Source organism: Buttiauxella cochleicola (assembly GCF_021282405.1).
GTDB classification, from domain to species: Bacteria; Pseudomonadota; Gammaproteobacteria; order Enterobacterales; family Enterobacteriaceae; genus Buttiauxella; species Buttiauxella massiliensis.
On record NZ_JAJSOU010000021.1, the window covers coordinates 34,805 to 59,388 of the forward strand.

Annotated in this window: 22 protein-coding genes, 4 tRNA genes and 1 other RNA gene; 22 read left to right on the forward strand and 5 right to left on the reverse strand. The window is 50.8% G+C overall.

Annotated elements, in window-relative coordinates:
• Positions 1 to 52: 52 nt before the first annotated feature.
• From wecB to LVQ79_RS20700, 13 genes are all read left to right on the forward strand, one after another.
• Positions 53 to 1,186, forward strand: a complete 1,134-nt coding sequence (gene wecB / locus LVQ79_RS20640; RefSeq protein WP_232866466.1) for a non-hydrolyzing UDP-N-acetylglucosamine 2-epimerase — start codon at positions 53 to 55, stop codon at positions 1,184 to 1,186.
• Positions 1,183 to 2,445, forward strand: a complete 1,263-nt coding sequence (wecC, locus tag LVQ79_RS20645) for a UDP-N-acetyl-D-mannosamine dehydrogenase (protein WP_232866469.1) — start codon at positions 1,183 to 1,185, stop codon at positions 2,443 to 2,445. The genes wecB and wecC overlap by 4 nt, the downstream gene beginning before the upstream one ends.
• Positions 2,446 to 2,470: 25 nt before the next feature.
• Entirely contained in the window at positions 2,471 to 3,160 is a 690-nt protein-coding gene (gene rffC / locus LVQ79_RS20650) for a dTDP-4-amino-4,6-dideoxy-D-galactose acyltransferase (RefSeq protein ID WP_232866472.1), read from the forward strand.
• A 4-nt stretch (positions 3,161 to 3,164) separates the two neighbouring features.
• The gene (gene rffA / locus LVQ79_RS20655) at positions 3,165 to 4,295 is read left to right on the forward strand and encodes a dTDP-4-amino-4,6-dideoxygalactose transaminase (protein WP_232866473.1); all 1,131 of its coding nucleotides are present in this window, start codon (positions 3,165 to 3,167) and stop codon (positions 4,293 to 4,295) included.
• Between the two features lies 1 nt (position 4,296).
• On the forward strand, positions 4,297 to 5,547 hold the full coding sequence (wzxE, locus tag LVQ79_RS20660) for a lipid III flippase WzxE (RefSeq protein ID WP_151995957.1): 1,251 nt from the start codon (positions 4,297 to 4,299) through the stop codon (positions 5,545 to 5,547).
• Positions 5,544 to 6,623: a TDP-N-acetylfucosamine:lipid II N-acetylfucosaminyltransferase gene (locus tag LVQ79_RS20665; RefSeq protein WP_232866475.1), complete on the forward strand. Its 1,080-nt coding sequence runs from the start codon at positions 5,544 to 5,546 to the stop codon at positions 6,621 to 6,623. Before wzxE ends, LVQ79_RS20665 begins: the two co-directional genes overlap by 4 nt.
• Positions 6,620 to 7,996, forward strand: a complete 1,377-nt coding sequence (gene wzyE, locus LVQ79_RS20670; protein WP_232866476.1) for an ECA oligosaccharide polymerase — start codon at positions 6,620 to 6,622, stop codon at positions 7,994 to 7,996. The genes LVQ79_RS20665 and wzyE overlap by 4 nt, the downstream gene beginning before the upstream one ends.
• Positions 7,993 to 8,733 (forward strand): lipopolysaccharide N-acetylmannosaminouronosyltransferase, encoded by a 741-nt coding sequence (wecG, locus tag LVQ79_RS20675; RefSeq protein WP_232866479.1) that lies wholly within the window; start codon positions 7,993 to 7,995, stop codon positions 8,731 to 8,733. The genes wzyE and wecG overlap by 4 nt, the downstream gene beginning before the upstream one ends.
• A 157-nt stretch (positions 8,734 to 8,890) precedes the next feature.
• A tRNA-Arg gene (locus LVQ79_RS20680) sits at positions 8,891 to 8,967 on the forward strand.
• A 73-nt stretch (positions 8,968 to 9,040) separates the two neighbouring features.
• Positions 9,041 to 9,116, forward strand: a tRNA-His gene (locus LVQ79_RS20685).
• Between the two features lie 17 nt (positions 9,117 to 9,133).
• Positions 9,134 to 9,220 (forward strand) — tRNA-Leu (locus LVQ79_RS20690).
• Positions 9,221 to 9,257: 37 nt separating this feature from the next.
• Positions 9,258 to 9,334 (forward strand) — tRNA-Pro (locus tag LVQ79_RS20695).
• A 36-nt stretch (positions 9,335 to 9,370) separates the two neighbouring features.
• Positions 9,371 to 9,483, forward strand: a non-coding RNA gene (locus tag LVQ79_RS20700) — RtT sRNA.
• A 609-nt stretch (positions 9,484 to 10,092) separates the two neighbouring features.
• Here the strand turns inward: LVQ79_RS20700 and hemY are convergent.
• From hemY to hemC, 4 genes are all read right to left on the reverse strand, one after another.
• Positions 10,093 to 11,289, reverse strand: a complete 1,197-nt coding sequence (gene hemY / locus LVQ79_RS20705) for a protoheme IX biogenesis protein HemY (protein ID WP_232866482.1) — start codon at positions 11,287 to 11,289, stop codon at positions 10,093 to 10,095.
• 2 nt (positions 11,290 to 11,291) lie between these two features.
• Positions 11,292 to 12,473: a uroporphyrinogen-III C-methyltransferase gene (hemX, locus tag LVQ79_RS20710; protein WP_151995952.1), complete on the reverse strand. Its 1,182-nt coding sequence runs from the start codon at positions 12,471 to 12,473 to the stop codon at positions 11,292 to 11,294.
• Positions 12,474 to 12,547: 74 nt separating this feature from the next.
• Complete coding sequence (hemD, locus tag LVQ79_RS20715) at positions 12,548 to 13,288, reverse strand: uroporphyrinogen-III synthase (protein ID WP_232866484.1); 741 nt, start codon at positions 13,286 to 13,288, stop codon at positions 12,548 to 12,550.
• Complete coding sequence (hemC, locus tag LVQ79_RS20720) at positions 13,285 to 14,226, reverse strand: hydroxymethylbilane synthase (RefSeq protein WP_232866486.1); 942 nt, start codon at positions 14,224 to 14,226, stop codon at positions 13,285 to 13,287. The genes hemD and hemC overlap by 4 nt, the downstream gene beginning before the upstream one ends.
• Before the next feature lie 281 nt (positions 14,227 to 14,507).
• Here hemC and cyaA point away from each other — a divergent pair, with 281 nt between their 5' ends.
• Positions 14,508 to 17,060: a class I adenylate cyclase gene (gene cyaA / locus LVQ79_RS20725; protein ID WP_232866487.1), complete on the forward strand. Its 2,553-nt coding sequence runs from the start codon at positions 14,508 to 14,510 to the stop codon at positions 17,058 to 17,060.
• Here cyaA and cyaY read toward each other — a convergent pair.
• Positions 17,057 to 17,377 carry an iron donor protein CyaY gene (gene cyaY, locus LVQ79_RS20730; protein ID WP_151995948.1) on the reverse strand — a complete coding sequence of 107 codons (321 nt, stop codon included), beginning with the start codon at positions 17,375 to 17,377 and terminating at the stop codon, positions 17,057 to 17,059. The two genes, cyaA and cyaY, sit on opposite strands and share 4 nt — an antisense overlap.
• A gap of 125 nt (positions 17,378 to 17,502) precedes the next feature.
• Here cyaY and lptM point away from each other — a divergent pair, with 125 nt between their 5' ends.
• From lptM to corA, 8 genes are all read left to right on the forward strand, one after another.
• Entirely contained in the window at positions 17,503 to 17,709 is a 207-nt protein-coding gene (gene lptM / locus LVQ79_RS20735; protein WP_151995947.1) for an LPS translocon maturation chaperone LptM, read from the forward strand.
• A 38-nt stretch (positions 17,710 to 17,747) separates the two neighbouring features.
• Positions 17,748 to 18,572 (forward strand): diaminopimelate epimerase, encoded by an 825-nt coding sequence (gene dapF, locus LVQ79_RS20740; protein ID WP_232866488.1) that lies wholly within the window; start codon positions 17,748 to 17,750, stop codon positions 18,570 to 18,572.
• A complete protein-coding gene (locus LVQ79_RS20745) occupies positions 18,569 to 19,273 on the forward strand; it encodes a DUF484 domain-containing protein (protein ID WP_232866490.1) in 705 nt (234 codons plus the stop codon). The genes dapF and LVQ79_RS20745 overlap by 4 nt, the downstream gene beginning before the upstream one ends.
• Positions 19,270 to 20,175 (forward strand): tyrosine recombinase XerC, encoded by a 906-nt coding sequence (xerC, locus tag LVQ79_RS20750; RefSeq protein ID WP_232866492.1) that lies wholly within the window; start codon positions 19,270 to 19,272, stop codon positions 20,173 to 20,175. Before LVQ79_RS20745 ends, xerC begins: the two co-directional genes overlap by 4 nt.
• Positions 20,175 to 20,891, forward strand: a complete 717-nt coding sequence (yigB, locus tag LVQ79_RS20755; RefSeq protein ID WP_232866495.1) for a 5-amino-6-(5-phospho-D-ribitylamino)uracil phosphatase YigB — start codon at positions 20,175 to 20,177, stop codon at positions 20,889 to 20,891. The genes xerC and yigB overlap by 1 nt, the downstream gene beginning before the upstream one ends.
• 57 nt (positions 20,892 to 20,948) lie before the next feature.
• Positions 20,949 to 23,111 (forward strand): DNA helicase II, encoded by a 2,163-nt coding sequence (uvrD, locus tag LVQ79_RS20760; protein ID WP_154155098.1) that lies wholly within the window; start codon positions 20,949 to 20,951, stop codon positions 23,109 to 23,111.
• Positions 23,112 to 23,259: 148 nt separating this feature from the next.
• Positions 23,260 to 23,316, forward strand: coding sequence for a YsgD/CorL family protein (gene ysgD, locus LVQ79_RS22615; protein WP_367597360.1), 57 nt, complete (start codon positions 23,260 to 23,262; stop codon positions 23,314 to 23,316).
• Between the two features lie 163 nt (positions 23,317 to 23,479).
• Complete coding sequence (gene corA / locus LVQ79_RS20765) at positions 23,480 to 24,430, forward strand: magnesium/cobalt transporter CorA (protein ID WP_034492179.1); 951 nt, start codon at positions 23,480 to 23,482, stop codon at positions 24,428 to 24,430.
• Positions 24,431 to 24,584: the final 154 nt, after the last annotated feature.

Below are 24,584 nucleotides of genomic sequence, written 5' to 3' on the forward strand. Positions count from 1 at the left end.
CGGTGAAGGCTCGATGGACGGCCTTCACCTTTTTTAACAAAAGAGAATTGCTGTGAAAGTGTTAACTGTTTTTGGCACGCGCCCGGAAGCTATCAAAATGGCTCCTCTGGTTGATGCGTTGGCAAAAGACGCGTTTTTTGACGCAAGAGTATGCGTGACCGCGCAGCATCGCGAGATGTTGGATCAGGTGCTGAATTTATTTTCTATCGAGACGGATTATGATTTAAACATCATGAAACCGGGGCAGGGGCTTACGGAAATTACCTGTCGCATTCTCGAAGGATTGAAACCGATACTTGAGTCATTCAAGCCCGATGTTGTTCTGGTTCATGGTGATACTACAACTACAGTTGCCACTAGTCTTGCCGCATTTTATCAGCGGATTCCTGTAGGACATGTTGAAGCAGGTTTGCGCACTGGTGATCTGTATTCTCCGTGGCCGGAAGAGGCGAACAGAACTCTGACCGGGCACCTGGCTATGTATCACTTCGCCCCGACTGAGAATTCTCGACAAAACTTATTACGCGAAAATATCAGCGACAATAAGATTTTCGTCACCGGTAACACTGTGATTGATGCGCTGATTTCTGTTCGCGATCGTGTACTTGCGGATGATGCTTTGCATAGCTCTCTGGCGCAGTGTTATCCGTTCCTGGATAGCAGCAAAAAGCTGATTTTGGTCACTGGCCACCGTCGTGAAAGCTTTGGTGATGGTTTTGAGCGCATTTGCCACGCACTGGCGCAGATTGCCAAAGAAAACAGTGACGTCCAGATTGTTTACCCTGTGCACCTGAACCCGAATGTCAGCGAGCCTGTGACGCGCATTCTTGGCGATGTCAAAAATGTGGTGCTGATTGACCCACAAGAATATTTGCCATTTGTCTATTTGATGAACCATGCGTACCTGATTCTTACTGACTCAGGTGGCATTCAGGAAGAAGCACCGTCACTGGGTAAACCGGTGCTGGTTATGCGTGATACCACTGAGCGTCCTGAAGCTGTTGATGCAGGCACCGTTCGTCTGGTCGGTACGGATACACAAGAAATTGTTCGCCAGGTTACGCGGTTGTTGAAAGACGAAGATGAATATCAAGTTATGAGTCGGGCGCATAATCCTTATGGTGATGGCAAGGCTTGTGAGCAAATTTTGGCTGCATTGAAAAAGAATCAGGTGACACAACAATGAGTTTTGCAACCATCTCTGTGATTGGTCTTGGTTATATCGGTTTACCAACTGCGGCTGCATTTGCTTCAAAACAGCGAAACGTTGTCGGTATCGATATTAACCAACATGCTGTAGATACCATTAATCGTGGTTCTATTCATATTGTTGAACCAGACCTGGATAAGGTGGTTAAAACGGCTGTAGAGGGTGGTTTCTTACGCGCCAGTACACAGCCGGTTGAGGCAGATGCTTATTTGATTGCAGTGCCAACGCCTTTTAAAGGCGATCATGAACCTGACATGGTTTTTGTTAAAGCAGCTGCAGAGTCCATCGCGCCTGTGCTAAAAAAAGGCGCTCTTGTGATTCTGGAATCAACTTCCCCTGTCGGCTCCACCGAGCAAATGGCGGGTTGGTTAGCGGATCTGCGTCCTGACCTGACTTTCCCTCACCAGGCTGGTGAAGCGGCAGATATCAATGTTGCCTATTGCCCTGAGCGTGTACTGCCAGGCCAGGTGATGGTTGAGCTTATCAAAAACGATCGCGTAATTGGCGGTATGACCCCAGTTTGCTCTGCTCGTGCCAGCGAACTCTACAAAATCTTCCTTGAAGGCGAGTGCGTGGTGACGAATTCCCGCACTGCTGAAATGTGCAAACTAACCGAGAATAGCTTCCGTGATGTGAATATCGCATTCGCCAACGAGCTATCGCTGATTTGTGCGGCTCAAGAGATCAACGTATGGGAATTGATTCGTCTGGCTAATCGCCATCCGCGAGTCAATATTCTGCAGCCGGGCCCGGGAGTGGGTGGTCACTGTATTGCAGTTGATCCATGGTTTATCGTTGCTCAAAACCCTGAGCAAGCACAGCTGATTCGCACTGCGCGTGAAGTCAACGATGGCAAACCACACTGGGTAGTAAACCAGGTGAAAGCTGCTGTCGCTGATTGCCTTGCTGAAACCGGCAAGCGCGCCAGTGAAATTACCATTGCCTGCTTTGGCCTTGCGTTTAAACCGAATATTGATGACCTGCGTGAAAGCCCAGCCATGGAAATCGCTGAGCTTCTCAGCACCTGGCATAATGGTAAAACGCTGGCTGTTGAGCCAAACATTCACCAGTTGCCGAAAAAACTGATCGGTAGTTGTGAATTAGCCTCTATTGATGACGCTCTTCAACAGGCTGATGTGTTGGTGATGCTGGTTGATCACCAGGCATTCAAAGCCATTCCTGGTTCGCAGGTTCAGCAAAGCTGGATTGTTGATACCAAAGGGGTCTGGCGCTAGGTTCTGCCCGAGGTTGGTGAAGCCAATGACGACTTGCTCTGTTCCTGTTCACGCAAGAATTGAATCTCTTAACTGGGAGAATCAGTTCTTTGCGGTGAACAGCGCTATCGTTCGTTTTGACGATGCAGCCTCCTTGCTTACCCCGCAAAGCCTTGATGCGTATTCCCGCGTGCAGGCGAAAATCCCTGCTCAGCGGACCGATTGGCTTGATGGTTTACAGCAGCTTGGTTTTCAGCTGGTTGAAGGGGAAATCGATCTTGCTCTGCAGCCTGGCATACAAAATGCAGCACCTTCTGTCGAGTTAGCCACAAGCGCTGACATTCCTGTATTGCGGGATTTAGCGGCAAGAATTTTCACACAAAGTCGGTTTCGTGCACCCTGGTATCAACCTGCTGACAGCGGCCGTTTTTACGCACAATGGGTTGAAAACGCTGTGCTAGGCACCTTTGACCATGAATGTCTGTTGTTGAAGAACAGTGGCGCGATTCAGGGCTTTGTGAGCATGCGCCAACTTAATGAGAGCGAGGCGCGTATTGGTTTGCTGGCAGGACGAGGCGTGGGTGGTCCGTTAATGGATGCCGCGCGTTTTTGGTGCCAGCAACGCGGAGTAGAAACGCTGCGCGTGGCAACGCAAACCAGTAATACCGCAGCCCTGCGACGTTATATTCAAAGCGGTGCCAATATTGATAGCACCGCCTTCTGGTTATACAGGTGAAAAAATGATCCCATTTAATGCTCCTCCAGTAGTAGGTACGGAAATCGAATACATGCAGGCTGCGATGGGTAGCGGCAAGCTCTGTGGTGATGGCGGTTTCACCCGTCGTTGCCAGCAATGGATGGAGCATCGTTTCGGCAGCAAAAAAGTACTGCTCACCCCTTCCTGTACTGCATCGCTGGAAATGGCCGCGTTACTGTTGAATATTGAGCCCGGCGATGAAGTGATTATGCCGAGTTATACCTTTGTTTCTACTGCCAACGCCTTTGTGTTGCGTGGTGCAAAAATCGTCTTTGTCGATGTGCGCCCGGACACCATGAATATTGATGAAAAGCTGATTGAAGCGGCAATTACTGAGAAAACTCGCGTGATTGTGCCCGTTCACTACGCCGGTGTAGCCTGCGAAATGGACACCATCATGGCCATTGCGGACAAACATAATCTGTTTGTGGTTGAAGATGCCGCACAAGGCGTGATGTCGACCTACAAAGGCCGCGCACTGGGTTCAATTGGTCATATCGGTTGCTTCAGCTTCCATGAAACCAAAAACTACACGGCAGGTGGTGAAGGTGGCGCGACCCTGATTAACGATCCGTCGTTGATTGAGCGTGCAGAAATCATTCGTGAGAAAGGTACCAATCGTAGCCAGTTCTTCCGTGGTCAGGTGGACAAATATACCTGGCGTGATATCGGTTCAAGTTACTTGATGGCTGATCTCCAGGCTGCTTATCTCTGGGCGCAGTTGGAAGCGGCAGAAAAGATTAACCAGCAGCGTCTGAAGCTGTGGCATACCTATCATGATGCCCTGGCTCCGTTGGCAAAAGCCGGGCGTATCGAACTGCCATCGGTTCCAAAAGACTGTGTGCAGAATGCGCATATGTTTTATATCAAATTGCGTGATATTGAAGACCGCAGCGCTCTGATTGCGTATTTGAAAGAGGCAGAAATTCTGGCAGTGTTCCACTACATCCCACTGCATGGCTGCCCAGCTGGTGAGAAGTTTGGTTACTTCTATGGCGAAGATCGTTTCACTACTCAAGAAAGTGAGCGCCTGCTGCGCTTGCCGCTGTTCTATAACTTATCTCCTGCGAACCAACGTACTGTCATTAATACGTTGTTAAGCTTCTTCTCCTGATATGTCGCTCGCTAAAGCCTCAGTGTGGACCGCCGGGTCCACACTGGTAAAAATTGCTGCCGGTTTGCTGGTGGTGAAGTTGCTTGCGGTGGCATACGGGCCGAGCGGAGTCGGGCAGGCGGGAAACTTCCGCCAGATGGTTACCGTATTAGGCGTACTTGCCGGGGCGGGAATCTTCAACGGCGTGACCAAATACGTCGCGCAGTATCACGATCAGCCCGAGCAGTTACGCAAAGTCATCGGTACTTCATCGGCCATGGTATTGGGCTTCTCAACGCTATTGGCGATCATCTTTGTTGTTGCCGCGAAGCCAATCAGTCTGGGCCTGTTCGGGCATGAAAATTACCAGGGATTAGTACGCCTGGTGGCGTTAGTGCAGATGGGCATCGCCTGGGCAAACTTGTCTTTAGCCATCATGAAAGGGTTTCGTGATGCTGCCGGTAATGCGCTGGCACTGATTGGTGGCAGTATCATTGGCGTGATTGCCTATTACCTCTGCTATCGCCTCGGCGGCTATCAAGGCGCGTTGTTGGGTCTGGCATTAGTGCCTGCACTGGTGATCATTCCTGCGGGAGTTATGCTGGTTCGCCGCGAACATGTGCCGCTTAGTTACCTGAAACCGCAGTGGGATAAAGTGTATGCCAGCAGCCTTGGCAAATTCACCATCATGGCGCTAATCACGTCGGTGACACTGCCAGTGGCTTACGTGATGATGCGAAATTTGCTGGCGGCCCACTATAGCTGGGATGATGTCGGTATTTGGCAAGGGGTGAGCAGCATTTCCGATGCTTATCTGCAATTCATCACTGCCTCGTTTAGCGTTTATCTTTTGCCAACGCTTTCGCGCTTAACCAGCAAACATGACATCAGCCGTGAGATTGTTCGCTCCCTGAAGTTCGTTCTGCCCGCGGTTGCTCTGGCAAGTTTCACCGTCTGGCTGTTACGCGACTTCGCGATTTGGCTGCTTTTCTCGCATAAATTTATTGCGATGCGCGATCTCTTCGCCTGGCAGTTGGTAGGCGATGTGCTGAAAGTCGGCTCATATGTGTTTGGTTATCTGGTGATAGCGAAAGCATCACTACGCTTCTATGTTTTGACTGAAATCAGCCAGTTTGCGTTGTTGACTGGTTTTTCACATTGGCTTATACCTGCGCACGGTGCTTTAGGGGCTGCTCAGGCTTATATGGCAACGTATATTATTTATTTCACGCTCTGTTGCAGCGTTTTCCTCATTTATCGTAGACGAGCATGACAACACTGATTCACGTTTTGGGATCGGATATCCCGCATCATAACCAAACGGTGCTGCGCTTCTTCAATGATGCTCTGGCTGCCTCAAATCCGCATGCGCGCCAGTTTATGGTGGTTTCGAAGGACGACTCAATTTTGTCCTCTTTTCCGGCGCTTGCCGTGACACTCTATCCAACGAAAAAAGCGTTGGCGCAGGCCGTTGTAGCAGCAGCTCGTGCTAATCGCCAGCAACGCTTTTTCTTCCATGGCCAGTTTAATAGCTCACTGTGGATTGCGTTGCTAACTGGCGGCTTGAAACCGGCTCAGATGAACTGGCACATTTGGGGCGCTGACCTTTATGAGGCCTCAAAAAGCTTCAAGTTTCGGGCGTTTTATTTGTTGCGCCGCATTGCGCAGGGGCGAGTGGGGAGAGTGTTTGCTACACGAGGTGACCTGAATTATTTCCATGAGCGCCACCCACAGGTTCCAGGTGAGTTAATTTACTTTCCGACGCGTATGGACCCATCTCTAAATACTCTGGCCAACAGTGAAGAGAAAGTTGGCAAAATGACGTTTCTGGTAGGTAACTCCGGCGATCATAGCAACCAACATATTGCAGCATTAAAAGCGATTCATGCACAGTTTGGTGACTCGGTACGCGTGGTAGTACCGATGGGCTATCCAACAAACAATGACGCTTATATCAATGAAGTTCAGCAGGCTGGACGCGCGCTATTTAGTAAAGAAAATCTCCATATCCTGAAGGAAAGCTTGGCCTTTGATGATTATCTGGCTCTTTTGCGTCAGTGCTCACTGGGCTATTTCATTTTCGACCGCCAGCAAGGTATTGGCACGCTTTGCTTGCTGATTCAGGCGGGTATTCCTTGCGTGCTGAGCCGTAAAAATCCGTTCTGGCAGGATATGACTGAACAGCATATTCCCGTGCTGTTTGCCGGCGATACGCTAAACGAGCAGATCGTTCGGGAAGCGCAGCGTCAACTACGCTTACTGGATAAGCAACAGATTGCTTTCTTTAACCCTAATTATATCGACGGTTGGAAGCGGGCGCTGGACGTAGCATCAGGAGAAGCCGCATGAGTTTGCTGGAGTTTGGCGGTTTATTTGCGGTCTGGTTTTTATCAGTGATGTTCATTGGTATTTTAACGTACCAGGAATTCCGCCGGGTGCGTTTCAATTTTAATGTGTTCTTCTCATTACTATTTCTGCTGACGTTTTTCTTTGGCTTCCCCTTCACCTGTACGCTGGTATTTCGTTTTGGGGTCTCGGTTGTACCGGCAGATGTGCTTCTGCAAGCGCAACTCGCTGCCGTCTGTTTCTATGGTATTTACTATGTCGCCTACAAAACCCGGCTGCGGGAGAAACGAACTACAAAGGTTCGGCGTCAGTTGTTTACTATGAACCGTGTTGAAACTCATCTGACGTGGGTCATGCTGATGGTGGTGGCGTTGGTGAGTGTCGGCATCTTCTTTATGCACAACGGTTTCTTACTGTTTAAGTTGCATTCATATAGTCAGATCTTCTCCAGCGAAGTATCTGGTGTCGCGTTAAAACGTTTCTTCTACTTTTTCATCCCTGCGATGCTGGTTGTCTATTTTCTTAAGCAAGATGGTCGAGCCTGGATGTTTTTCCTGGTGAGCACCGTGGCGTTTGGTCTACTGACTTACATGATTGTTGGTGGGACTCGAGCCAATATTATCATCGCGTTCGCCATCTTTTTGTTCATCGGTATTATTCGCGGCTGGATCTCGCTGTGGATGCTGGCGGCGGCGGGTGTATTTGGCATCGTCGGTATGTTCTGGCTGGCATTGAAGCGATATGGGCTAAACGTCAATGGGGAGGAAGCGTTTTACACCTTCTTGTACCTGACTCGCGATACCTTTTCGCCGTGGGAAAATTTGGGATTACTGCTGCAGAATTACGACAAAATTGAGTTCCAGGGTCTGGCACCAATCATACGTGATTTCTATGTCTTTATTCCTACCTGGTTATGGCCTGGCCGTCCGGGGATTGTCCTGAATAGTGCGAACTACTTTACTTGGGAAGTTCTTAACAACCACTCTGGCCTGGCAATTTCACCGACCTTAATCGGTTCACTGGTGGTTATGGGGGGCGTGTGGTTTATCCCATTAGGCGCAGTTGTAGTCGGGCTGATTATTAAATGGTTCGACTGGTTGTATGACCTGGGTAATCGTGAAACCAACAAGTACAAAGCCGCCATTTTGCATAGTTTCTGCTTTGGAGCGATTTTTAACATGATTGTATTGGCGCGTGAGGGATTGGACTCTTTTGTCTCCCGCGTGGTGTTTTTCATGGTTATCTTTGGTGTCTGTTTGCTGTTCGCGAAGCTGCTTTACTGGCTATTTGATAGTGCAGGGCTGATACATCAACGCCTACGCCGTTCACCGCCAGTTGTTTCTGGCTCTCAAAATGTATCGCAGGGAATATCATGACAGAACTCACGACTGCCCCTTCTTATACGATTCGTGGCTTGAGCCTACTGGGTTGGCGCGATATGCAGCATGCATTGGATTATCTCTACGCAGGAGGCTCGCTGCGTAGCGGTACGCTGGTAGCGATTAATGCGGAGAAAATCCTTTCCGCAGAACGTGACCAGCAAGTGAGAGTGTTAATCGATAACGCAGAATACAAATACGCTGACGGTATTAGTGTGGTGCGCTCGATTCGCAAAAAGTTTCCAGGTGCTGCTGTGTCTCGCGTTCCGGGAGCCGACCTCTGGGAGGCATTAATGCAACGGGCAGGCGGAGAAGGCACTCCCGTTTTCCTGATCGGTGGAAAACCTGAAATACTGGCGCAAACCGAAGCCAAACTGCGTAAGCAGTGGAACGTTAATATTGTTGGTAGCCAGGATGGATACTTCAAAGCCGAGCAACAGCAGGCTCTGTTTGAGCGTATTCGGGAAAGCGGTGCCGCTATTGTCACTGTAGCGATGGGATCGCCGCGGCAGGAAATCTTTATGCGCGATTGCCGCAAGGTTTACCCTGATGCTCTGTATATGGGAGTGGGTGGAACATACGATGTCTTTACCGGGCATGTGAAACGCGCACCAAAAGTTTGGCAGAATCTGGGTCTTGAGTGGTTGTATCGCTTATTGTCGCAACCGAGCCGCATCACACGGCAAATAAAGTTGCTGCGTTATCTGGCCTGGCATTACACCGGCCGCCTATAAAACGCAGCCAGGTATCGCGTTAAAGTGAGTATTACGGCTGAATTTGGCTGGATAATCATCAGAATGTGCAAAGCGTAACCAAATGCGCATTTTATTTAAATAAGCACTAGACAGCTGACCATGAAGCCCGTAATATCCGACCCCGCAACGGCGCTATGCGCCCGTAGCTCAGCTGGATAGAGCGCTGCCCTCCGGAGGCAGAGGTCTCAGGTTCGAATCCTGTCGGGCGCACCATTGATTGAATGGGGCCAGAGCTGCGGCGGTACTTCTTGTTAAGAAGGTGGACCGCGCGAAAAGACTTACAGTGGTGGCTATAGCTCAGTTGGTAGAGCCCTGGATTGTGATTCCAGTTGTCGTGGGTTCGAGTCCCATTAGCCACCCCATTTAATTTAGTGATATTGCGAAGGTGGCGGAATTGGTAGACGCGCTAGCTTCAGGTGTTAGTGTTCTTACGGACGTGAGGGTTCAAGTCCCTCTCTTCGCACCATCTCTAAGTTAAGCAGTACGAAGTAAAAGCAGTATTTCGGCGAGTAGCGCAGCTTGGTAGCGCAACTGGTTTGGGACCAGTGGGTCGGAGGTTCGAATCCTCTCTCGCCGACCAATTTCAAGAAAACCCAATCGAAAGATTGGGTTTTTTTACGTCTGGAGTTTATGAGGATGAGAACCTCCGAAGGAGGTTTGAGCCGAGCGAAGCGAGACAACGTTGCTTTAGCAACGGCCCGTAGGGGAATAATCCTTTCTCGCCGACCTATTTCAAGAAAGCCCAACCGCAAGGTTGGGCTTTTTTACGTCTGTAGTTTACCGTTTCGTCGATCGGATTAGTTCAGCGAGGCCGACAAAACCGCCAATCGCAAACCTTCGTCTCAAAATCACGACATCGCGATTTTTATTGTCGCTGTTTGGTGACTCTTAACTCATTGATAAAAAATAATAATTACAAACTTCAATTTAAGTGTCTCTAAAAAGAGACACTATCGCAGCACTACCCTGGTACAAAAATAGCCCATCTATTGCTTAAGGCATCTGAGGTAACATCATGAATATAAAATGATTCCAGGCTAAGGGTAATTATGAATTCAAACCTGGCATGCATCGTGCAATAATATATCTGTAGATGCTCATTCCACTTCTTATGTTTGCTTCGGCTTCATAAACCAAGGAATGACGCAGAGCCGATTACGGTGCTTATCGTCCACCGACAGATGTCGTCTTTCAGACCTCATCCAACACCATGGACATAACGTTGAGTGAAGCACCACTTAGTTGTCTTAAAGACCTGTTTTGACACCTGCCAATTGGCAGGTGTTTTTTTTTGCATGAAGAAAATGGGGAAGGGCGACAGTTATCGCCCTTGGGGTGTTATGAATTGGGGTTGTTTTGCAGGGTTAACAGCAGGCCATCACGGCGCATCAAGGCCGCCTCTTCTGGGTTATGCAGACGATCCAGGCAATCAGCCAACCATGCATAATCAAAGGCATCAGGACGCTGTTTGAGTGCTTCACGGAAAGCATCGCTCGCTTGTTGCCATTCGCCGTGTTTCATCAGTAACTGACCGAGTGTGCTATTAAGCAATGGACGATCGCCTTGTGTCTTGATCTGCTGGCGAAGGGCTTTTTCAAGTTGCTCCGGGTTGCCTGATTTCAGACGTGGCATCAGTAATATCAAACGCTCGTCGTACTGGCGTTTCAGGCCATCAAGAATGATTTCCTGTGCCGCATCATGATCGTCACACTCAATAAGATGCTCCGCCATCGCGACCTGTAGCACGGTTTCATGGCGTGTCTTACGGCTTTGATTTTTCCACCAGGCCTTCAGCCCATCGTTACCCTGATCCGCCATTGCTTGATCCATCAAGCCAATCCAGGCCTGTTGTTGCAATGCGGTGCGGTGGACTTCATCGCCAACCTGTACTTTGTCCATTGCGGGTAAAATGTCGAGCAGCGATCCCCATGCACCAGTGCGGACATATGCCATTTCCGCAAGACGTAGCACTTCAGGGTGACGTGGTGCCGTCTCCAGTAACTTATCAACGCCATGGCGGGCAGCATGGTTTTCGTTACGCGCCAGTTGCAGACGCACACGGGTAATTTCTACCGGGAGTTGGTCGCTGTCTGCCAGTTCGGCTGCGCGTTCCAGATGCTGATTGGCACGAATTTCATCGCCACGCTGTTGTGCGGCTTCTGCTGCCAGTAAATAGTTTACGACTGGCTGTTCGGCATGATCGGCATTTTTCAGCATCAGCTTCTCAACTTGCTGATAATCACCTTCAGCCAGTTTCAGTAATGCCGCTTTGGTTTGCTTGCGCGCGCGACTGCTTTTACGCCCAACAAACCAGCCACGGGTACGAGCCCCGGTGCGGAAAACACGGCGCAGTATCCATTCAATAGCAAACAGCACTACCATTGTCAGGATCAGGATGATCACCAGGCCAGTGACGCTGGTTTCCACGTTGTAATTATCGGTCTGAATCAACACATAACCCTGATGTCCGGCCAGCATTGGTCCAAGGACGATCCCGGCGATCAACAGTAGGAAGAGTAATAAGACTTTAATCATGCTTATTCTCCCTGAGTTGGTGCAGGCGCTTGTTCAGGCGCGGCAGGTTGTTCAGCAGGAGCGGTTGCGCTCGCTGCAGGTTGGGCAAGCAAATTACGCACCCGGGTCTGCATCAGCTTTTCCAGTAGAGGCTGGCTTTCCAGCGTTTGCGGTACATCCATGTTGATGCTTTGCTGGCTGAGAGAATCCAGCTCATCAAGGAAGGATTTTGTCACGCTGTCGTTGGTGTCGTAATAAGCACGAACCCATGTGGAAACATTCTCCAGCGACTGCTTATACGTTTCGTCCTGGTGGCGAGGAACCGCTTGTGCTGCAACTAACAAACGCGAGCGGATATTTTCACGCAGGTAAACATCCTGGTTTGGTGCCAGAAGCGGAACGGCAGTTTCATCGCGGCGGCGAATAGTAATGAAACTATCCATAAAGTTGTGCCAGCTTTTAGTTAGATTTTGACGCCATTCCGTCACTGTAGAAGAAAGCTCGCTACCGTCGGAATCCATAGGCGTGTCGTCGGTATTGTTGTCTGCCAGACGCAGATTATCGACCTGGTTAGAAAGCTGATTGAGCTTGAGGATAATCCCGTCGTAATCAACCTGAGTAATCGCGGAGAGTGCGGAAATATCGTCTGTCAGCGCACGACGCACGGCAATCAGGCTCGGATCGTTCATATCGGCCAGGCTGGCATCAGCACTCTTCAGCAATGCGGCGGCGGTCGTGACATCCTGATCGCTCCACAATTTCCGTCCGGCCAGTTTCACCAGGAAATCGGATTGTGCTAACAACCAGGTTTTTGCATCGCTGCCGGAAATAGTGGCCACTTTTTGCTGAACTTCGTCAAGCTCGCGCGCCAGATTTGCCTGCTGGCGATCCGACTCCTGGAGTGCAGTTGCCTGCTGCTTGATGGTAGTTTCCAGAGAAGCTTGCTGCTGTTCTTGTTGCTTTTGTAAAGCGGTGAGCTGCGTTGCCAATGCATCGGTGTTGGCATTTTGCGCCGCTGCCTGATGCTTACCATAACTGTAAAGACCGCCACCTAACGCAAGGGCAATAGCAATGGCGATCGCACCCAACGCAATTCCGGCAATACCACTACGATTTTTTTGTGGTGGCTGTTCTGAAAGCGGAGCGCTTTCTACCGCAGGTGTGGTCTCTTCAACCATGGCGGAGTTATTCTGTTGTTCCGTCATTGTGGCGTCCCATATTGTATACCCTTCATTCTTCAAGCTGCGTTGGTGCAACTCGAATTATTTTGGGGGTTGATTTATTGTAACGCGCGAAGCAGCGCGTCATTGTCTGCGTTATCGGCGACCCGAATATCTTGCCAGCCCAAATCCCGGGCAAGGTCTGCCAAACGCTCACTGACAACTAACAGTCGGCAGTGTAGTAACCAGTTTTTTCGATACCATTCCGGAATGAGCGCATAAAGTTGTTGTAGCATTTCACCGCTTGTCACGACCAGCGTTGAAACCCCACGTTCGCGCCAGCGAAAGGCTTCTTCCGTTCCGTCATAAATTCTGGCACTTCTTTGGTAGCATTCGCAGAAAGTCACTTCTGCGCCGCGTTCTGCCAGCGTTTCGCCTAACAGTTCACGACCCCCATTCCCGCGTAAAATGAGTGCCCGTTTCCCGGCAACATTCTGTAATTCAGGTAATTGTAGCAAGACTTCCGTTGTTTCCCTGTCTTGCGGATAACGAATCGGCAAATGGCTAACCGTGTGAAACGCTAAGGCAGTCGTACGCCCAATGGCAAACCAGGCAAGATGTGAAGGCCAGGAGATGCCGTTTTGGCGTAATTGCGGGTGGGCATAATTTATGACGTGCTGCGATAATACGAACACCAGGTCGCCTTCGTTCAGGCTCGCCAGAATGGCAGGCAGTTTGTCCAACTGCCGGCCGGGGGAAAACTCGATAAGTGGGAAGCTATACGCCACCTGCCCCAGTGTGCGCAGTCTGCTCACTAACTCGTCCCCAGCGGGGGAAGGGCGGGTGACAAGTATTGTCATGCCGGAGCATCTCCGTCATAAACGGCGGCAAGAATCTCACGCGCGCCTTTATCGAGAAGCTCCTCCGCAAGCGAAACGCCCATAACTTCGGCATCTTCTGGCTTACCGCGGCGTTCGCCACGCACCAGAATCGAGCCATCAGGTGCGCCCACTAATGCCCGCAACCATAACTCACCATTATTAAGCTCGGCATAACTGCCAATCGGCACCTGGCATCCGCCCTCAAGGCGCATGTTCATGGCGCGCTCCGCACGAACGCGAATCGCAGTCTCTTCATGATTAAGTGACGCGAGCAGCGCTTGTGTGTGTTCATCATCAAGACGGCATTCGATTCCCACCGCGCCCTGGCCTACCGCAGGCAAAGAGACTTCTGCGGGCAATGCGTAGCGGATACGTGATTGCAAACCAAGACGGTTCAGCCCGGCGACCGCCAGAATAATTGCGTCGTAGTCACCGTTATCGAGTTTACCCAGGCGGGTACCGACATTGCCGCGCAAAGAACGAATGACAAGGTCCGGGCGGCGCTCGGCGATCTGGCATTGGCGGCGGAGGCTGGAAGTGCCTACTACGCTGCCTGCCGGGAGTGTGTCCAGGCTGTCGAAATGATTGGAGACAAAAGCGTCACGCGGATCGTCACGTTCGCAAATCGTCACTAACCCTAAGCCTTCAGGAAACTCGACTGGCACATCTTTCATGGAATGTACGGCGATATCCGCACGGCCTTCAAGGAGTGCAAGTTCTAACTCTTTGACAAACAATCCCTTGCCACCGACTTTCGCCAGCGGTGTATCAAGAATGATGTCGCCACGCGTAACCATAGGCACCAGTTCAACCGTGAGCTGGGGATGGCACGCTTCCAGGCGTTGTTTGACATAATGTGCTTGCCAGAGTGCTAATGGACTTTGGCGAGTGGCAATTCTTAATACATTGTCTAACATTGCTAGTTACCGTAATTATCGTCCCTGACCATCCTACCACTCTTCAAGGAAGGCTGTCAGTTTCAACGGGTTTGCGGAAAAGAGGGACATATTTCGTATTATGGAAGATAAAGCCGGTAGGCGGAGCGGAAGTTGGCGCGTAGCGCATCTTTCTTTACGGTCAACCAGCAAGGTGTTAAATTGATCACGTTTCCAGCAATTCTTTGCCTTGTCGTTTATAATAGAGGCAACAACCGGGAAACGGGTTTTTTCGTAATACTGAAACCATCAGGCGATATGTCTTGTACCTCTATATTGAGACTCTTAAACAGAGACTGGATGCCATTAACCAACTGCGTGTAGATCGCGCACTTGCGGCAATGGGCCCTGCTTTTCAACAGGTCTACAGTCTTCTGCCAACATTGTTACATTATCATCACCCGCTGATGCCAGGTTACCTTGAGGGTAACGTTCCACATGGCATTTGCATCTACACGCCTGATGAAACCCAACGCCACTACCTCAACGAACTCGAATTGATGCGCGGCATGCCGCCGCAGAAAACAGAATCTGGTGAATTGCCTATCACGGGCCTCTATACCATGGGCAGCACATCGTCCGTTGGGCAGAGTTGTTCATCCGACCTGGATATTTGGGTTTGTCACCAGTCATGGCTCGATAATGACGAGCGCCAGTTGCTGCAACGTAAATGCAGCGTGCTGGAAAGCTGGGCCGCCTCTTTAGGTGTTGAAGTCAGCTTCTTCCTGATTGACGAAAACCGCTTCCGCCACAACGAAAGTGGCAGCCTGGGCGGTGAAGACTGTGGTTCAACACAGCACATCTTGTTGCTCGACGAGTTCTACCGCACTGCTGTGCGCCTGGCCGGGAAACGTATTCTGTGGAGTATGGTTCCTGGCGACGAAGAAGATCATTACGACGATTACGTAATGAGCCTCTACTCGCAGGGTGTGCTCACGCCAAACGAATGGCTGGATCTCGGTGGTTTAAGCTCTCTTTCCGCGGAAGAATATTTTGGAGCCAGCCTGTGGCAGCTCTATAAGAGTATCGATTCTCCTTATAAAGCCGTGCTCAAGACGCTGCTGCTGGAAGCCTATTCCTGGGAATATCCAAACACGCGTCTGCTTGCAAAAGACATTAAGCAGCGACTGCATGATGGCGAGATAGTCTCTTTTGGGCTTGATCCGTACTGCATGATGCTGGAGCGTGTGACTCACTACCTCACACAAATCGAAGACACTGCGCGTCTGGACTTAGTACGTCGCTGCTTCTATCTCAAAGTGTGCGAAAAACTGTCCCGTGAGCGTGCCTGTGTAGGTTGGCGTCGTGAAGTTTTAAGCCAACTGGTCAAAGACTGGGGCTGGGATGAGCCACGTCTGGCGATGCTCGATAACCGCGCTAACTGGAAAATCGACCAGGTTCGTGATGCGCACAACGAACTCCTTGATGCGATGATGCAAAGCTATCGCAACCTGATTCGTTTCGCTCGCCGTAACAACCTGAGCGTCAGTGCAAGCCCGCAAGATATCGGTGTGTTGACCCGTAAATTGTATGCCGCATTTGAAGCGCTACCGGGTAAAGTCACGCTGGTTAACCCGCAGATTTCTCCTGATTTGTCAGAGCCGAATCTGACCTTTATTCATGTTCCGCCAGGTCGTGCCAACCGTTCAGGTTGGTATCTCTACAACCGTGCGCCAAACATGGATTCCATCATCAGCCATCAACCGCTGGAATATAACCGTTATCTTAATAAGCTGGTGGCATGGGCCTACTTCAACGGCCTGCTGACTTCGCGCACCCGCCTGTTTATTAAGGGCAACGGAATCTGTGATTTGCCAAAATTGCAGGAAATGGTGGCCGATGTTTCGCACCACTTCCCGCTGCGTTTGCCTGCGCCAACTGCGAAAGCGTTGTATAGCCCATGCGAAATTCGCCATCTGTCTATCATAGTTAACCTCGAATATGACCCGACAGCGGCATTCCGTAATCAGGTTGTTCATTTCGATTTCCGTAAGCTGGATGTGTTCAGCTTCGGGCAGCAGCAACAGTGCCTGGTGGGAAGCGTTGACCTGCTTTACCGCAACTCCTGGAATGAAGTGCGTACCCTGCATTTCAACGGCGAACAATCAATGATTGAGGCGCTGAAAACCATTCTGGGCAAAATGCACCAGGATGCGGCGCCGCCAGATAGCGTGGAAGTGTTCTGTTACAGCCAGCATTTGCGTGGGCTTATCCGCACACGTGTTCAGCAACTGGTTTCCGAATGTATCGACTTCCGCTTGTCGAGCACCCGTCAGGAACCTGGTCGCTTTAAAGCGCTGCGTATTTCTGGCCAAACGTGGGGGCTATTCTTCGAACGCTTGAGCGTTTCAGTGCAAAAACTGGAGAATGCGGTCGAGTTCTACGGTGCAATTTCCCATAACAAACTGCATGGTTTATCGGTGCAGGTTGAGACTAATCAGGTTCAGTTGCCGTCGGTCGTAGATGGGTTTGCCAGTGAAGGGATCATTCAATTCTTCTTTGAAGAAGCGAGTGAAGACCACGGTTTCAATATCTATATCCTCGATGAGACCAACCGCGCAGAGGTGTATCACCACTGTGAGGGCAGTAAAGAAGATTTAGTGCGTGATGTCAGCCGTTTCTATTCGTCTTCGCACGACCGTTTCACTTACGGCTCAAGCTTCATTAACTTCAACTTGCCGCAGTTCTATCAGATTGTGAAAGTCGATGGGCGCTCGCAGGTAATTCCGTTCCGCACCCAGACTATTACAGCAGCGACGCCGACTAATCATGACGATAGCAATGCGCCGCTACTTCAGCAGTACAGCAACAGCTAGCTAAAGCTAACGGGTTCACCCGCCTGCTGTGTGCAAGCTTCTTCAAGTAATGTCCAAAACTCTGCGCCGCTACGGTCACAAATCCATTTGTCGTCTTTCAAGTTAAAATGGTAACCGCCGCTTTTGGTGGCAAGCCATACCTGATGGAGAGGCTCCTGGCGATTGATAATAATCTTGCTGCGATTCTCAAAACTCAGGGTCAGCACGCCGCCATTGATTTCGCAGTCGATATCGCTATCACCATCCCAGTCATCCAGACGTTCTTCAATTGTTGACCACAGGCCGTCAGCCAGGCGATGAAATTCACTGTCGTTCATTTTCGTTTCTCAGTTGTTCTTCTTCACGGCAGTATAGCAACACTCGCGAATAGAAAAGAGTATTGCTTTTCAGGGATCACCTGCGATGATAGAAGGCAGAATAGTGGATTACAGGCATCTCAATAATGAAGAAAATTTTCTGCCCATTAGCACTCGTGCTGGCACTTTTTAGCCTTTCTGGCTGTGGCCTTAAGGGGCCGCTGTACTTCCCTCCTGCGGACGGTAAAACCAAGCCTACATCTCAGGTCACTCCTAAGCCACAGCCGCAATCAACCACGCCAGATCGTAATAATCGTGGTACTGATAACGCGCCGACTCAGGTTGTCTACTAGCACATTATTAATAAGTAGCCGCGTATATGGAGCAGAAGATGCAGTTTTCGAAGATGCATGGCCTTGGCAATGACTTTATGGTCGTCGACGCGGTGACTCAAAACGTCTATTTCTCCCCTGAGCTTATCCGCCGTCTGGCCGACAGGCATTTGGGAGTGGGTTTTGATCAGTTATTGGTGGTTGAACCGCCATACGATCCAGACCTTGATTTCCATTATCGTATTTTTAACGCTGATGGTAGCGAAGTCTCACAATGTGGCAACGGCGCGCGTTGCTTTGCACGCTTTGTGCGCCTGAAGGGGCTTACCAACAAACGCGATATTCGCGTCAGCACCGCCAATGGCCGCATGGTTCTCAGCGTGACGGAAGATGAGCTGGTACGCGTGAATATGGGCGAGCCTAATTTCGAGCCTTCCGCTGTGCCGTTCCGCGCAAACAAAGCGGAAAAGACCTATATTATGCGTGCCGCCGAACAAACCATTATGTGTGGCGTCGTGTCGATGGGTAACCCGCATTGCGTGATTCAGGTTGATGACTTGACTACGGCCGCTGTGGAAACGCTGGGGCCAGTGATGGAAAACCATGAGCGTTTTCCTGAGCGTGCAAACATCGGCTTTATGCAGGTTGTAACCAAAGAACATATCCGTCTGCGCGTTTATGAACGTGGCGCCGGGGAAACACAAGCTTGTGGCAGCGGTGCTTGCGGCGCAGTTGCTGTGGGCATCTTGCAAGGGATACTTGCGGAACAGGTTCGCGTTGAGCTACCTGGTGGCCGCCTTGATATCGCCTGGAAAGGGCCGGGAACGCCGTTGTTTATGACCGGTCCAGCGGCCCACGTCTATGATGGATTTATACATCTATGAAGAATGCCGAGGAACAGCAAGAAGCCGTACTGGAACTGGATGACCGAATGGTGGCGGAATATCTGCTACGTCATCCCGATTTCTTTATTCGTAACGCCCAGCATGTAGAACAGATGCAGGTGCCGCATCCGGTACGCGGCACTGTTTCGTTGGTTGAGTGGCATATGGCACGTAGCCGTAACCATATCAATTTCCTTGAAGAAAACATGACCTTGCTGATGGAGCAGGCGAGTGCCAACGAAGGTTTGTTCTATCGCTTACTGAAGTTGCAGGGCCGTCTGGCTTCTGCCACTAGTTTGCAGGAAATGCTTAACCGCTTGCACCGTTGGGCGCGCGAAATGGGTCTGGCTGGCGCAAATGTGCGTCTTTTTGCGGACCGTTGGCGGATTGGTGCTCCTTCCGATTTTACCCATTTGGCACTGAATCGGCAGGCTTTCGAGTCGTTGCGTATTCAACGTCTTGGGGATCGTCAGCATTATTTGGGGCCGTTAAATGGCCCTGAATTACTGGTGGTTTTACCTCAGGCGAAAGCCATTGGTTCAGTGGCCGTGTCTCTGATGGGTAGTGACGCAGATTTAGGCGTGCTGGTTTTTAGTAGCCGCGATCCTCAGCATTACCAGGAAGGGCAAGGCACACAATTACTTCATGAACTGGCGCTGATGTTGCCAGACTTGCTGGAGCGCTGGGTCGAGCGAGTATGACGGCCTCCCCACTGCAACCTTTAGTCGATGGCTTTCTGCGCTACCTGAAAGTAGAGCGCCAGTTAAGCCCGCTGACACTGCTCAACTATGGCCGCCAACTGACCGCAATAATCACCCTGGCGGGCGAGATGAACATGAGCACCTGGCAGCAGTGTGATGCCGCCGCGGTTCGTTCAATCACGGTTCGCAGCCGCAAAGCGGGCCTCGGGTCATCAAGCCTGGCATTACGTCTTTCCGCGCTCCGTAGTTTCTTCGACTGGTGTGTCAGCCAGGGTGAGCTCAAAGCCAATCCCGCAAAAGGTATTACTACGCCGAAAACGGGCCGCCATCTACCAAAAAATATCGACGTCGATGACGTTAGTCGCCTGCTGGATATCGACATCAACGACCCACTTGCCGTGCGTGATCGCGCGATGCTGGAGGTGATGTACGGTGCTGGGCTGCGTCTTTCCGAACTGGTTAATATGGATTGCCGCCACATTGATCTGACGACAGGTGAAGTGTGGGTGATAGGTAAAGGTAGCAAAGAGCGCCGGGTGCCGGTGGGGAAATCTGCTGTTACCTGGGTTGAGCACTGGCTTGATCTGCGCGAGCTTTTTGGTCCGGACGACGATGCGTTATTTCTCTCCAAACAGGGGAAGCGTATCTCGACACGTAACGTCCAAAAACGTTTTAGCGAGTGGGGGATAAAACAGGGGCTAAACAGCCATGTGCATCCTCATAAACTGCGCCATTCATTTGCCACGCATATGCTGGAATCGAGCGGGGATCTGCGTGGTGTGCAGGAGTTATTAGGCCACGCCAACCTTTCCACGACGCAAATCTATACCCATCTCGACTTCCAACACTTAGCCTCAGTGTATGATGCTGCGCATCCACGCGCTAAACGAGGGAAATCGTAATGCATTTTTATCGCCCACTTGGGCCTATTGCCGCGCTCACTTTTGATCTCGACGACACGCTCTACGACAACCGCGAAGTGATTATGCGCACCGAGCGCGAATCAATGAGTTTTGTGCAGAACTACCATCCGAAGCTAAACCATCTGCAACGCCCTGATTTTTTGCGCATTCGCCATGCGTTGCGCCTCGCAGAACCGGATATTTACCACGATGTCACCGAATGGCGTCGTCGTGCTGTAGAGCAAGCCATGTTAGATGTCGGATTATCAGCGGAAGAAGCCGCCGCAGGCGCACAAGCTTCGATGGAGAACTTTGCCCATTGGCGCAGCCAAATCGACGTGCCGCAAGAAACGCACGACACGTTAGCGAAACTCGCCGAAAAATGGCCGCTGGTGGCGATTACCAACGGTAACGCTGAGCCACATCTTTTCGGCCTCAATCAATACTTTAAGTTTGTGCTGCGCGCCGGCCCTCATGGGCGATCCAAACCATTTAATGATATGTATCATCTCGCAGCAGAAAAGCTCAATGTTCCGCTCGGCCATATTCTGCACGTAGGTGATGACCTGACTACTGATGTTGCAGGGGCTGTTCGCTGTGGTATGCAGGCTTGTTGGATAAATCTGCGCGATGGCGACCTAATGCAGATTGATGACAGCCGCTTATTGCCACATCTGGAAATTTCGCAGTTGGCATCCCTCACCGCGCTGATATAATCTGATTAATTCTGTATAAAATCACAGTATATTTTTATCTCCTCAACGGCGGTGCCAATGGACGTTTCTTACCTGCTCGACAGCCTCAATGACAAACAGCGCGAAGCCGTCGCGGCCACGCGTAGCAACATGCTGGTACTGGCTGGTGCAGGAAGCGGTAAGACGCGTGTATTGGTGCACCGTATTGCGTGGTTAATTAGCGTGGAAAACTGCTCGCCATATTCGATTATGGCGGTGACGTTTACCAACAAAGCGGCGGCTGAAATGCGCCACCGTATCAGTCAGTTGATGGGAACCAGCCAGGGCGGCATGTGGGTAGGTACTTTCCATGGTCTCGCGCACCGCTTGCTGCGTGCACATCACATGGACGCCAACCTGCCGCAGGATTTCCAAATACTGGACAGCGAAGATCAGCTGCGTTTGTTAAAGCGCCTGATTAAAGCCATGAATCTCGACGATAAACAGTGGCCTGCACGGCAGGCAATGTGGTTTATCAACGGCAAAAAAGATGAAGGCCTACGCCCACATCACATTGAAAGTTATGGCAACCCGGTCGAGCAAACCTGGCAAAAAGTGTATCAGGCGTATCAGGAAGCCTGCGATCGCGCTGGGCTTCTGGACTTTGCCGAACTATTGCTGCGTGCTCATGAACTCTGGCTGAACAAGCCACACATTCTTAATCACTACCGCGAACGCTTCACCAATATTCTGGTGGACGAATTCCAGGATACCAACAGCATCCAGTACGCATGGATTCGCATGTTGGCAGGTGATACAGGCAAAGTGATGATTGTTGGTGATGATGACCAGTCAATCTACGGCTGGCGCGGCGCGCAAGTTGAGAATATCCAACGCTTCCTGACCGATTTCCCTGGCGCACAAACCATTCGCCTTGAGCAAAACTACCGCTCAACCAACAACATTCTGAATGCCGCCAACGCCCTGATTGCGAACAACTCAGGTCGTTTAGGCAAAGAGCTGTGGACGGATGGCAGCGACGGCGAGCCGATCTCACTGTATTGCGCATTTAACGAATTAGATGAAGCGCGTTTCGTGGTTAACCGTATCAAAACGTGGCAGGAAGCGGGTGGAGCACTCGAGCAATGCGCCATTCTTTATCGCAGCAACGCCCAATCGCGAGTGCTGGAAGAGGCGTTATTGCAGGTCGGCATGCCGTACCGCATCTATGGCGGCATGCGCTTCTTCGAACGTCAGGAAATCAAAGATGCGCTCTCGTATCTGCGCCTGATTGCCAACCGCAATGATGACGCAGCGTTTGAGCGCGTGGTTAACACGCCAACGCGTGGCATCGGCGACCGCACATTAGACGTGGTGCGCCAGACATCGCGTGACCAGCAACTGACAATGTGGCAAGCCTGCCGCTTGTTACTCCAGGAAAAAGCATTAGCAGGCCGTGCCGCTTCTGCGTTGCAACGCTTCATGGAACTTATCGACGCGCTGGCACATGAAACCATCGACATGCCGCTGCACGTACAAACTGACCGGGTTATTAAAGATTCTGGCCTGATGATGATGTACGAGCAGGAAAAGGGCGAGAAGGGCCAGACGCGTATTGAAAACTTAGAAGAACTGGTCACGGCAACGCGCCAGTTCAGCTATCAGGATGAAGATGAAGATCTGATGCCGCTTCAGGCATTCTTGTCTCATGCGGCGCTTGAAGCGGGTGAAGGGCAAGCCGATACCTGGCAAGATGCGGTGCAATTGATGACGCTGCACTCGGCGAAAGGTCTGGAGTTCCCGCAGGTGTTTATCGTCGGCATGGAAGAGGGCATGTTCCCAAGCCAGATGTCACTCGATGAAGGTGGCCGCCTGGAAGAAGAACGCCGCCTGGCCTACGTGGGTGTGACGCGTGCGATGCAAAAACTGACACTGACCTACGCTGAAACCCGTCGTCTGTATGGCAAAGAAGTTTATCACCGCCCGTCACGTTTCATTGGTGAACTGCCAGAAAACTGCGTGGAAGAAGTTCGCCTGCGTGCCAGTATCAGCCGACCGGTCAGCCACCAACGCATGGGCACGCCAATCTCTGAGAATGATTCAGGCTTTAAACTCGGGCAGCGTGTACGCCATGCAAAATTTGGTGAAGGCACGGTCGTTAACCTGGAAGGGAGTGGTGAACACAGCCGTATTCAAGTGGCATTTCCTGGCCAGGGAATTAAGTGGTTAGTTGCTGCTTATGCACGCCTTGAATCGGTATAAATTAGCGGGTTAACTCATAGTCTTTCACGCTTTTGCTAGCTTATAAATATCACCATAGTTTATTACTCCATGGTGTCCCGTTGCGTGTTGACGCCATATTTATGGTGGCGTAACATGCGCGCACGATTACGCTAAGAGGACACTCGCCTTGGACACACCCAGTAAATACTGGCTCAATAACCTGTCATCCAGGTACAACTTCTAAGGCTATCCTCGAATGCTGATAGCCTTAGTGGTTGTCGGCGACCTCATATCTCGTATATCCCGTCGCAATGAGTCAGACTTTTTAATGGTCTGAAACCTAGTTAGTTTCTGTCTGTGTGCCAACCGAACTGTCCCTGATATTTTTTGCATTGGGAGTACCGGTCATGCTGAGCGCATTTCAACTGGAAAACAATCGTCTGTCCCGTCTTGAATTAGATGAGGCCGATAACCTGAGCAATTCTGTTTGGGTTGATTTGGTCGAGCCTGAAGAGAGCGAGCGTCAGCGCGTGCAAACGGAACTTGGTCAAAGCCTGGCAACGCGCCCGGAACTGGAAGACATCGAAGCATCCGCGCGTTTTTTTGAAGACGAAGACGGTTTGCACATTCACTCATTCTTCTTTTACGAAGATGCCGACGATCACGCGGGCAACAGCACCGTGGCATTTACTATTCGTGAAGGCCGTCTGTTTACGCTGCGCGAACGTGAATTACCAGCTTTTCGCCTCTATCGCATGCGTGCTCGTAGCCAGAATATGGTTGATGGCAACGCTTACGAATTACTGCTCGACTTATTCGAAACCAAAATCGAACAGTTGGCAGACGAAATCGAAAACATCTATAGCGATCTGGAAAAACTCAGCCGCGTGATTATGGAAGGGCACCAGGGTGATGAATACGACGCCGCACTTTCCACTCTCGCTGAGTTGGAAGATATCGGCTGGAAAGTCCGTTTGTGTCTGATGGATACGCAACGCGCCCTGAACTTCCTGGTGCGTAAAGCGCGTTTGCCGAGCGGGCAGCTTGAGCAGGCCCGTGAAATTCTGCGAGATATCGAATCCCTGCTGCCGCACAATGAATCCCTGTTCCAGAAAGTGAACTTCCTGATGCAGGCGGCGATGGGCTTTATCAACATCGAGCAGAACCGCATCATCAAGATCTTCTCGGTGGTATCCGTCGTATTCCTACCGCCAACGCTTGTTGCATCCAGCTACGGGATGAACTTTGAGTTTATGCCCGAGTTGAAACTGAGCTTTGGTTACCCGGCGGCGATTATCGTCATGATCCTCGCTGGCCTGGCACCGTATCTCTACTTCAAGCGCAAAAACTGGTTGTGAGATGAAAATGAGAAGGGAGCCGATTGGCTAATGCCGATCGTTTAAGGATCAGTTGACCGATCCGGTGGCTCGTGTAAAAAGGGTTCATGCACAACATGGACCCTTTTTAAATGGAACTTTCACAAGCTCTCGGTATTATCAATCTCACTGCCCC

What these genes read in the sequence shown, in the direction of transcription:
- wecC (WP_232866469.1), top strand. Translation starts at nt 1,183, where the DNA reads ATGAGTTTTGCAACCATCTCTGTGATTGGTCTTGGTTATATCGGTTTA.
- rffC (WP_232866472.1), top strand. Translation starts at nt 2,471, where the DNA reads ATGACGACTTGCTCTGTTCCTGTTCACGCAAGAATTGAATCTCTTAAC.
- rffA (WP_232866473.1), top strand. Translation starts at nt 3,165, where the DNA reads ATGATCCCATTTAATGCTCCTCCAGTAGTAGGTACGGAAATCGAATAC.
- wzxE (WP_151995957.1), top strand. Translation starts at nt 4,297, where the DNA reads ATGTCGCTCGCTAAAGCCTCAGTGTGGACCGCCGGGTCCACACTGGTA.
- LVQ79_RS20665 (WP_232866475.1), top strand. Translation starts at nt 5,544, where the DNA reads ATGACAACACTGATTCACGTTTTGGGATCGGATATCCCGCATCATAAC.
- wzyE (WP_232866476.1), top strand. Translation starts at nt 6,620, where the DNA reads ATGAGTTTGCTGGAGTTTGGCGGTTTATTTGCGGTCTGGTTTTTATCA.
- wecG (WP_232866479.1), top strand. Translation starts at nt 7,993, where the DNA reads ATGACAGAACTCACGACTGCCCCTTCTTATACGATTCGTGGCTTGAGC.
- hemY (WP_232866482.1), bottom strand. Translation starts at nt 11,289, where the DNA reads ATGATTAAAGTCTTATTACTCTTCCTACTGTTGATCGCCGGGATCGTC.
- hemX (WP_151995952.1), bottom strand. Translation starts at nt 12,473, where the DNA reads ATGACGGAACAACAGAATAACTCCGCCATGGTTGAAGAGACCACACCT.
- hemD (WP_232866484.1), bottom strand. Translation starts at nt 13,288, where the DNA reads ATGACAATACTTGTCACCCGCCCTTCCCCCGCTGGGGACGAGTTAGTG.
- hemC (WP_232866486.1), bottom strand. Translation starts at nt 14,226, where the DNA reads ATGTTAGACAATGTATTAAGAATTGCCACTCGCCAAAGTCCATTAGCA.
- cyaY (WP_151995948.1), bottom strand. Translation starts at nt 17,377, where the DNA reads ATGAACGACAGTGAATTTCATCGCCTGGCTGACGGCCTGTGGTCAACA.
- lptM (WP_151995947.1), top strand. Translation starts at nt 17,503, where the DNA reads ATGAAGAAAATTTTCTGCCCATTAGCACTCGTGCTGGCACTTTTTAGC.
- dapF (WP_232866488.1), top strand. Translation starts at nt 17,748, where the DNA reads ATGCAGTTTTCGAAGATGCATGGCCTTGGCAATGACTTTATGGTCGTC.
- LVQ79_RS20745 (WP_232866490.1), top strand. Translation starts at nt 18,569, where the DNA reads ATGAAGAATGCCGAGGAACAGCAAGAAGCCGTACTGGAACTGGATGAC.
- xerC (WP_232866492.1), top strand. Translation starts at nt 19,270, where the DNA reads ATGACGGCCTCCCCACTGCAACCTTTAGTCGATGGCTTTCTGCGCTAC.
- yigB (WP_232866495.1), top strand. Translation starts at nt 20,175, where the DNA reads ATGCATTTTTATCGCCCACTTGGGCCTATTGCCGCGCTCACTTTTGAT.
- uvrD (WP_154155098.1), top strand. Translation starts at nt 20,949, where the DNA reads ATGGACGTTTCTTACCTGCTCGACAGCCTCAATGACAAACAGCGCGAA.
- corA (WP_034492179.1), top strand. Translation starts at nt 23,480, where the DNA reads ATGCTGAGCGCATTTCAACTGGAAAACAATCGTCTGTCCCGTCTTGAA.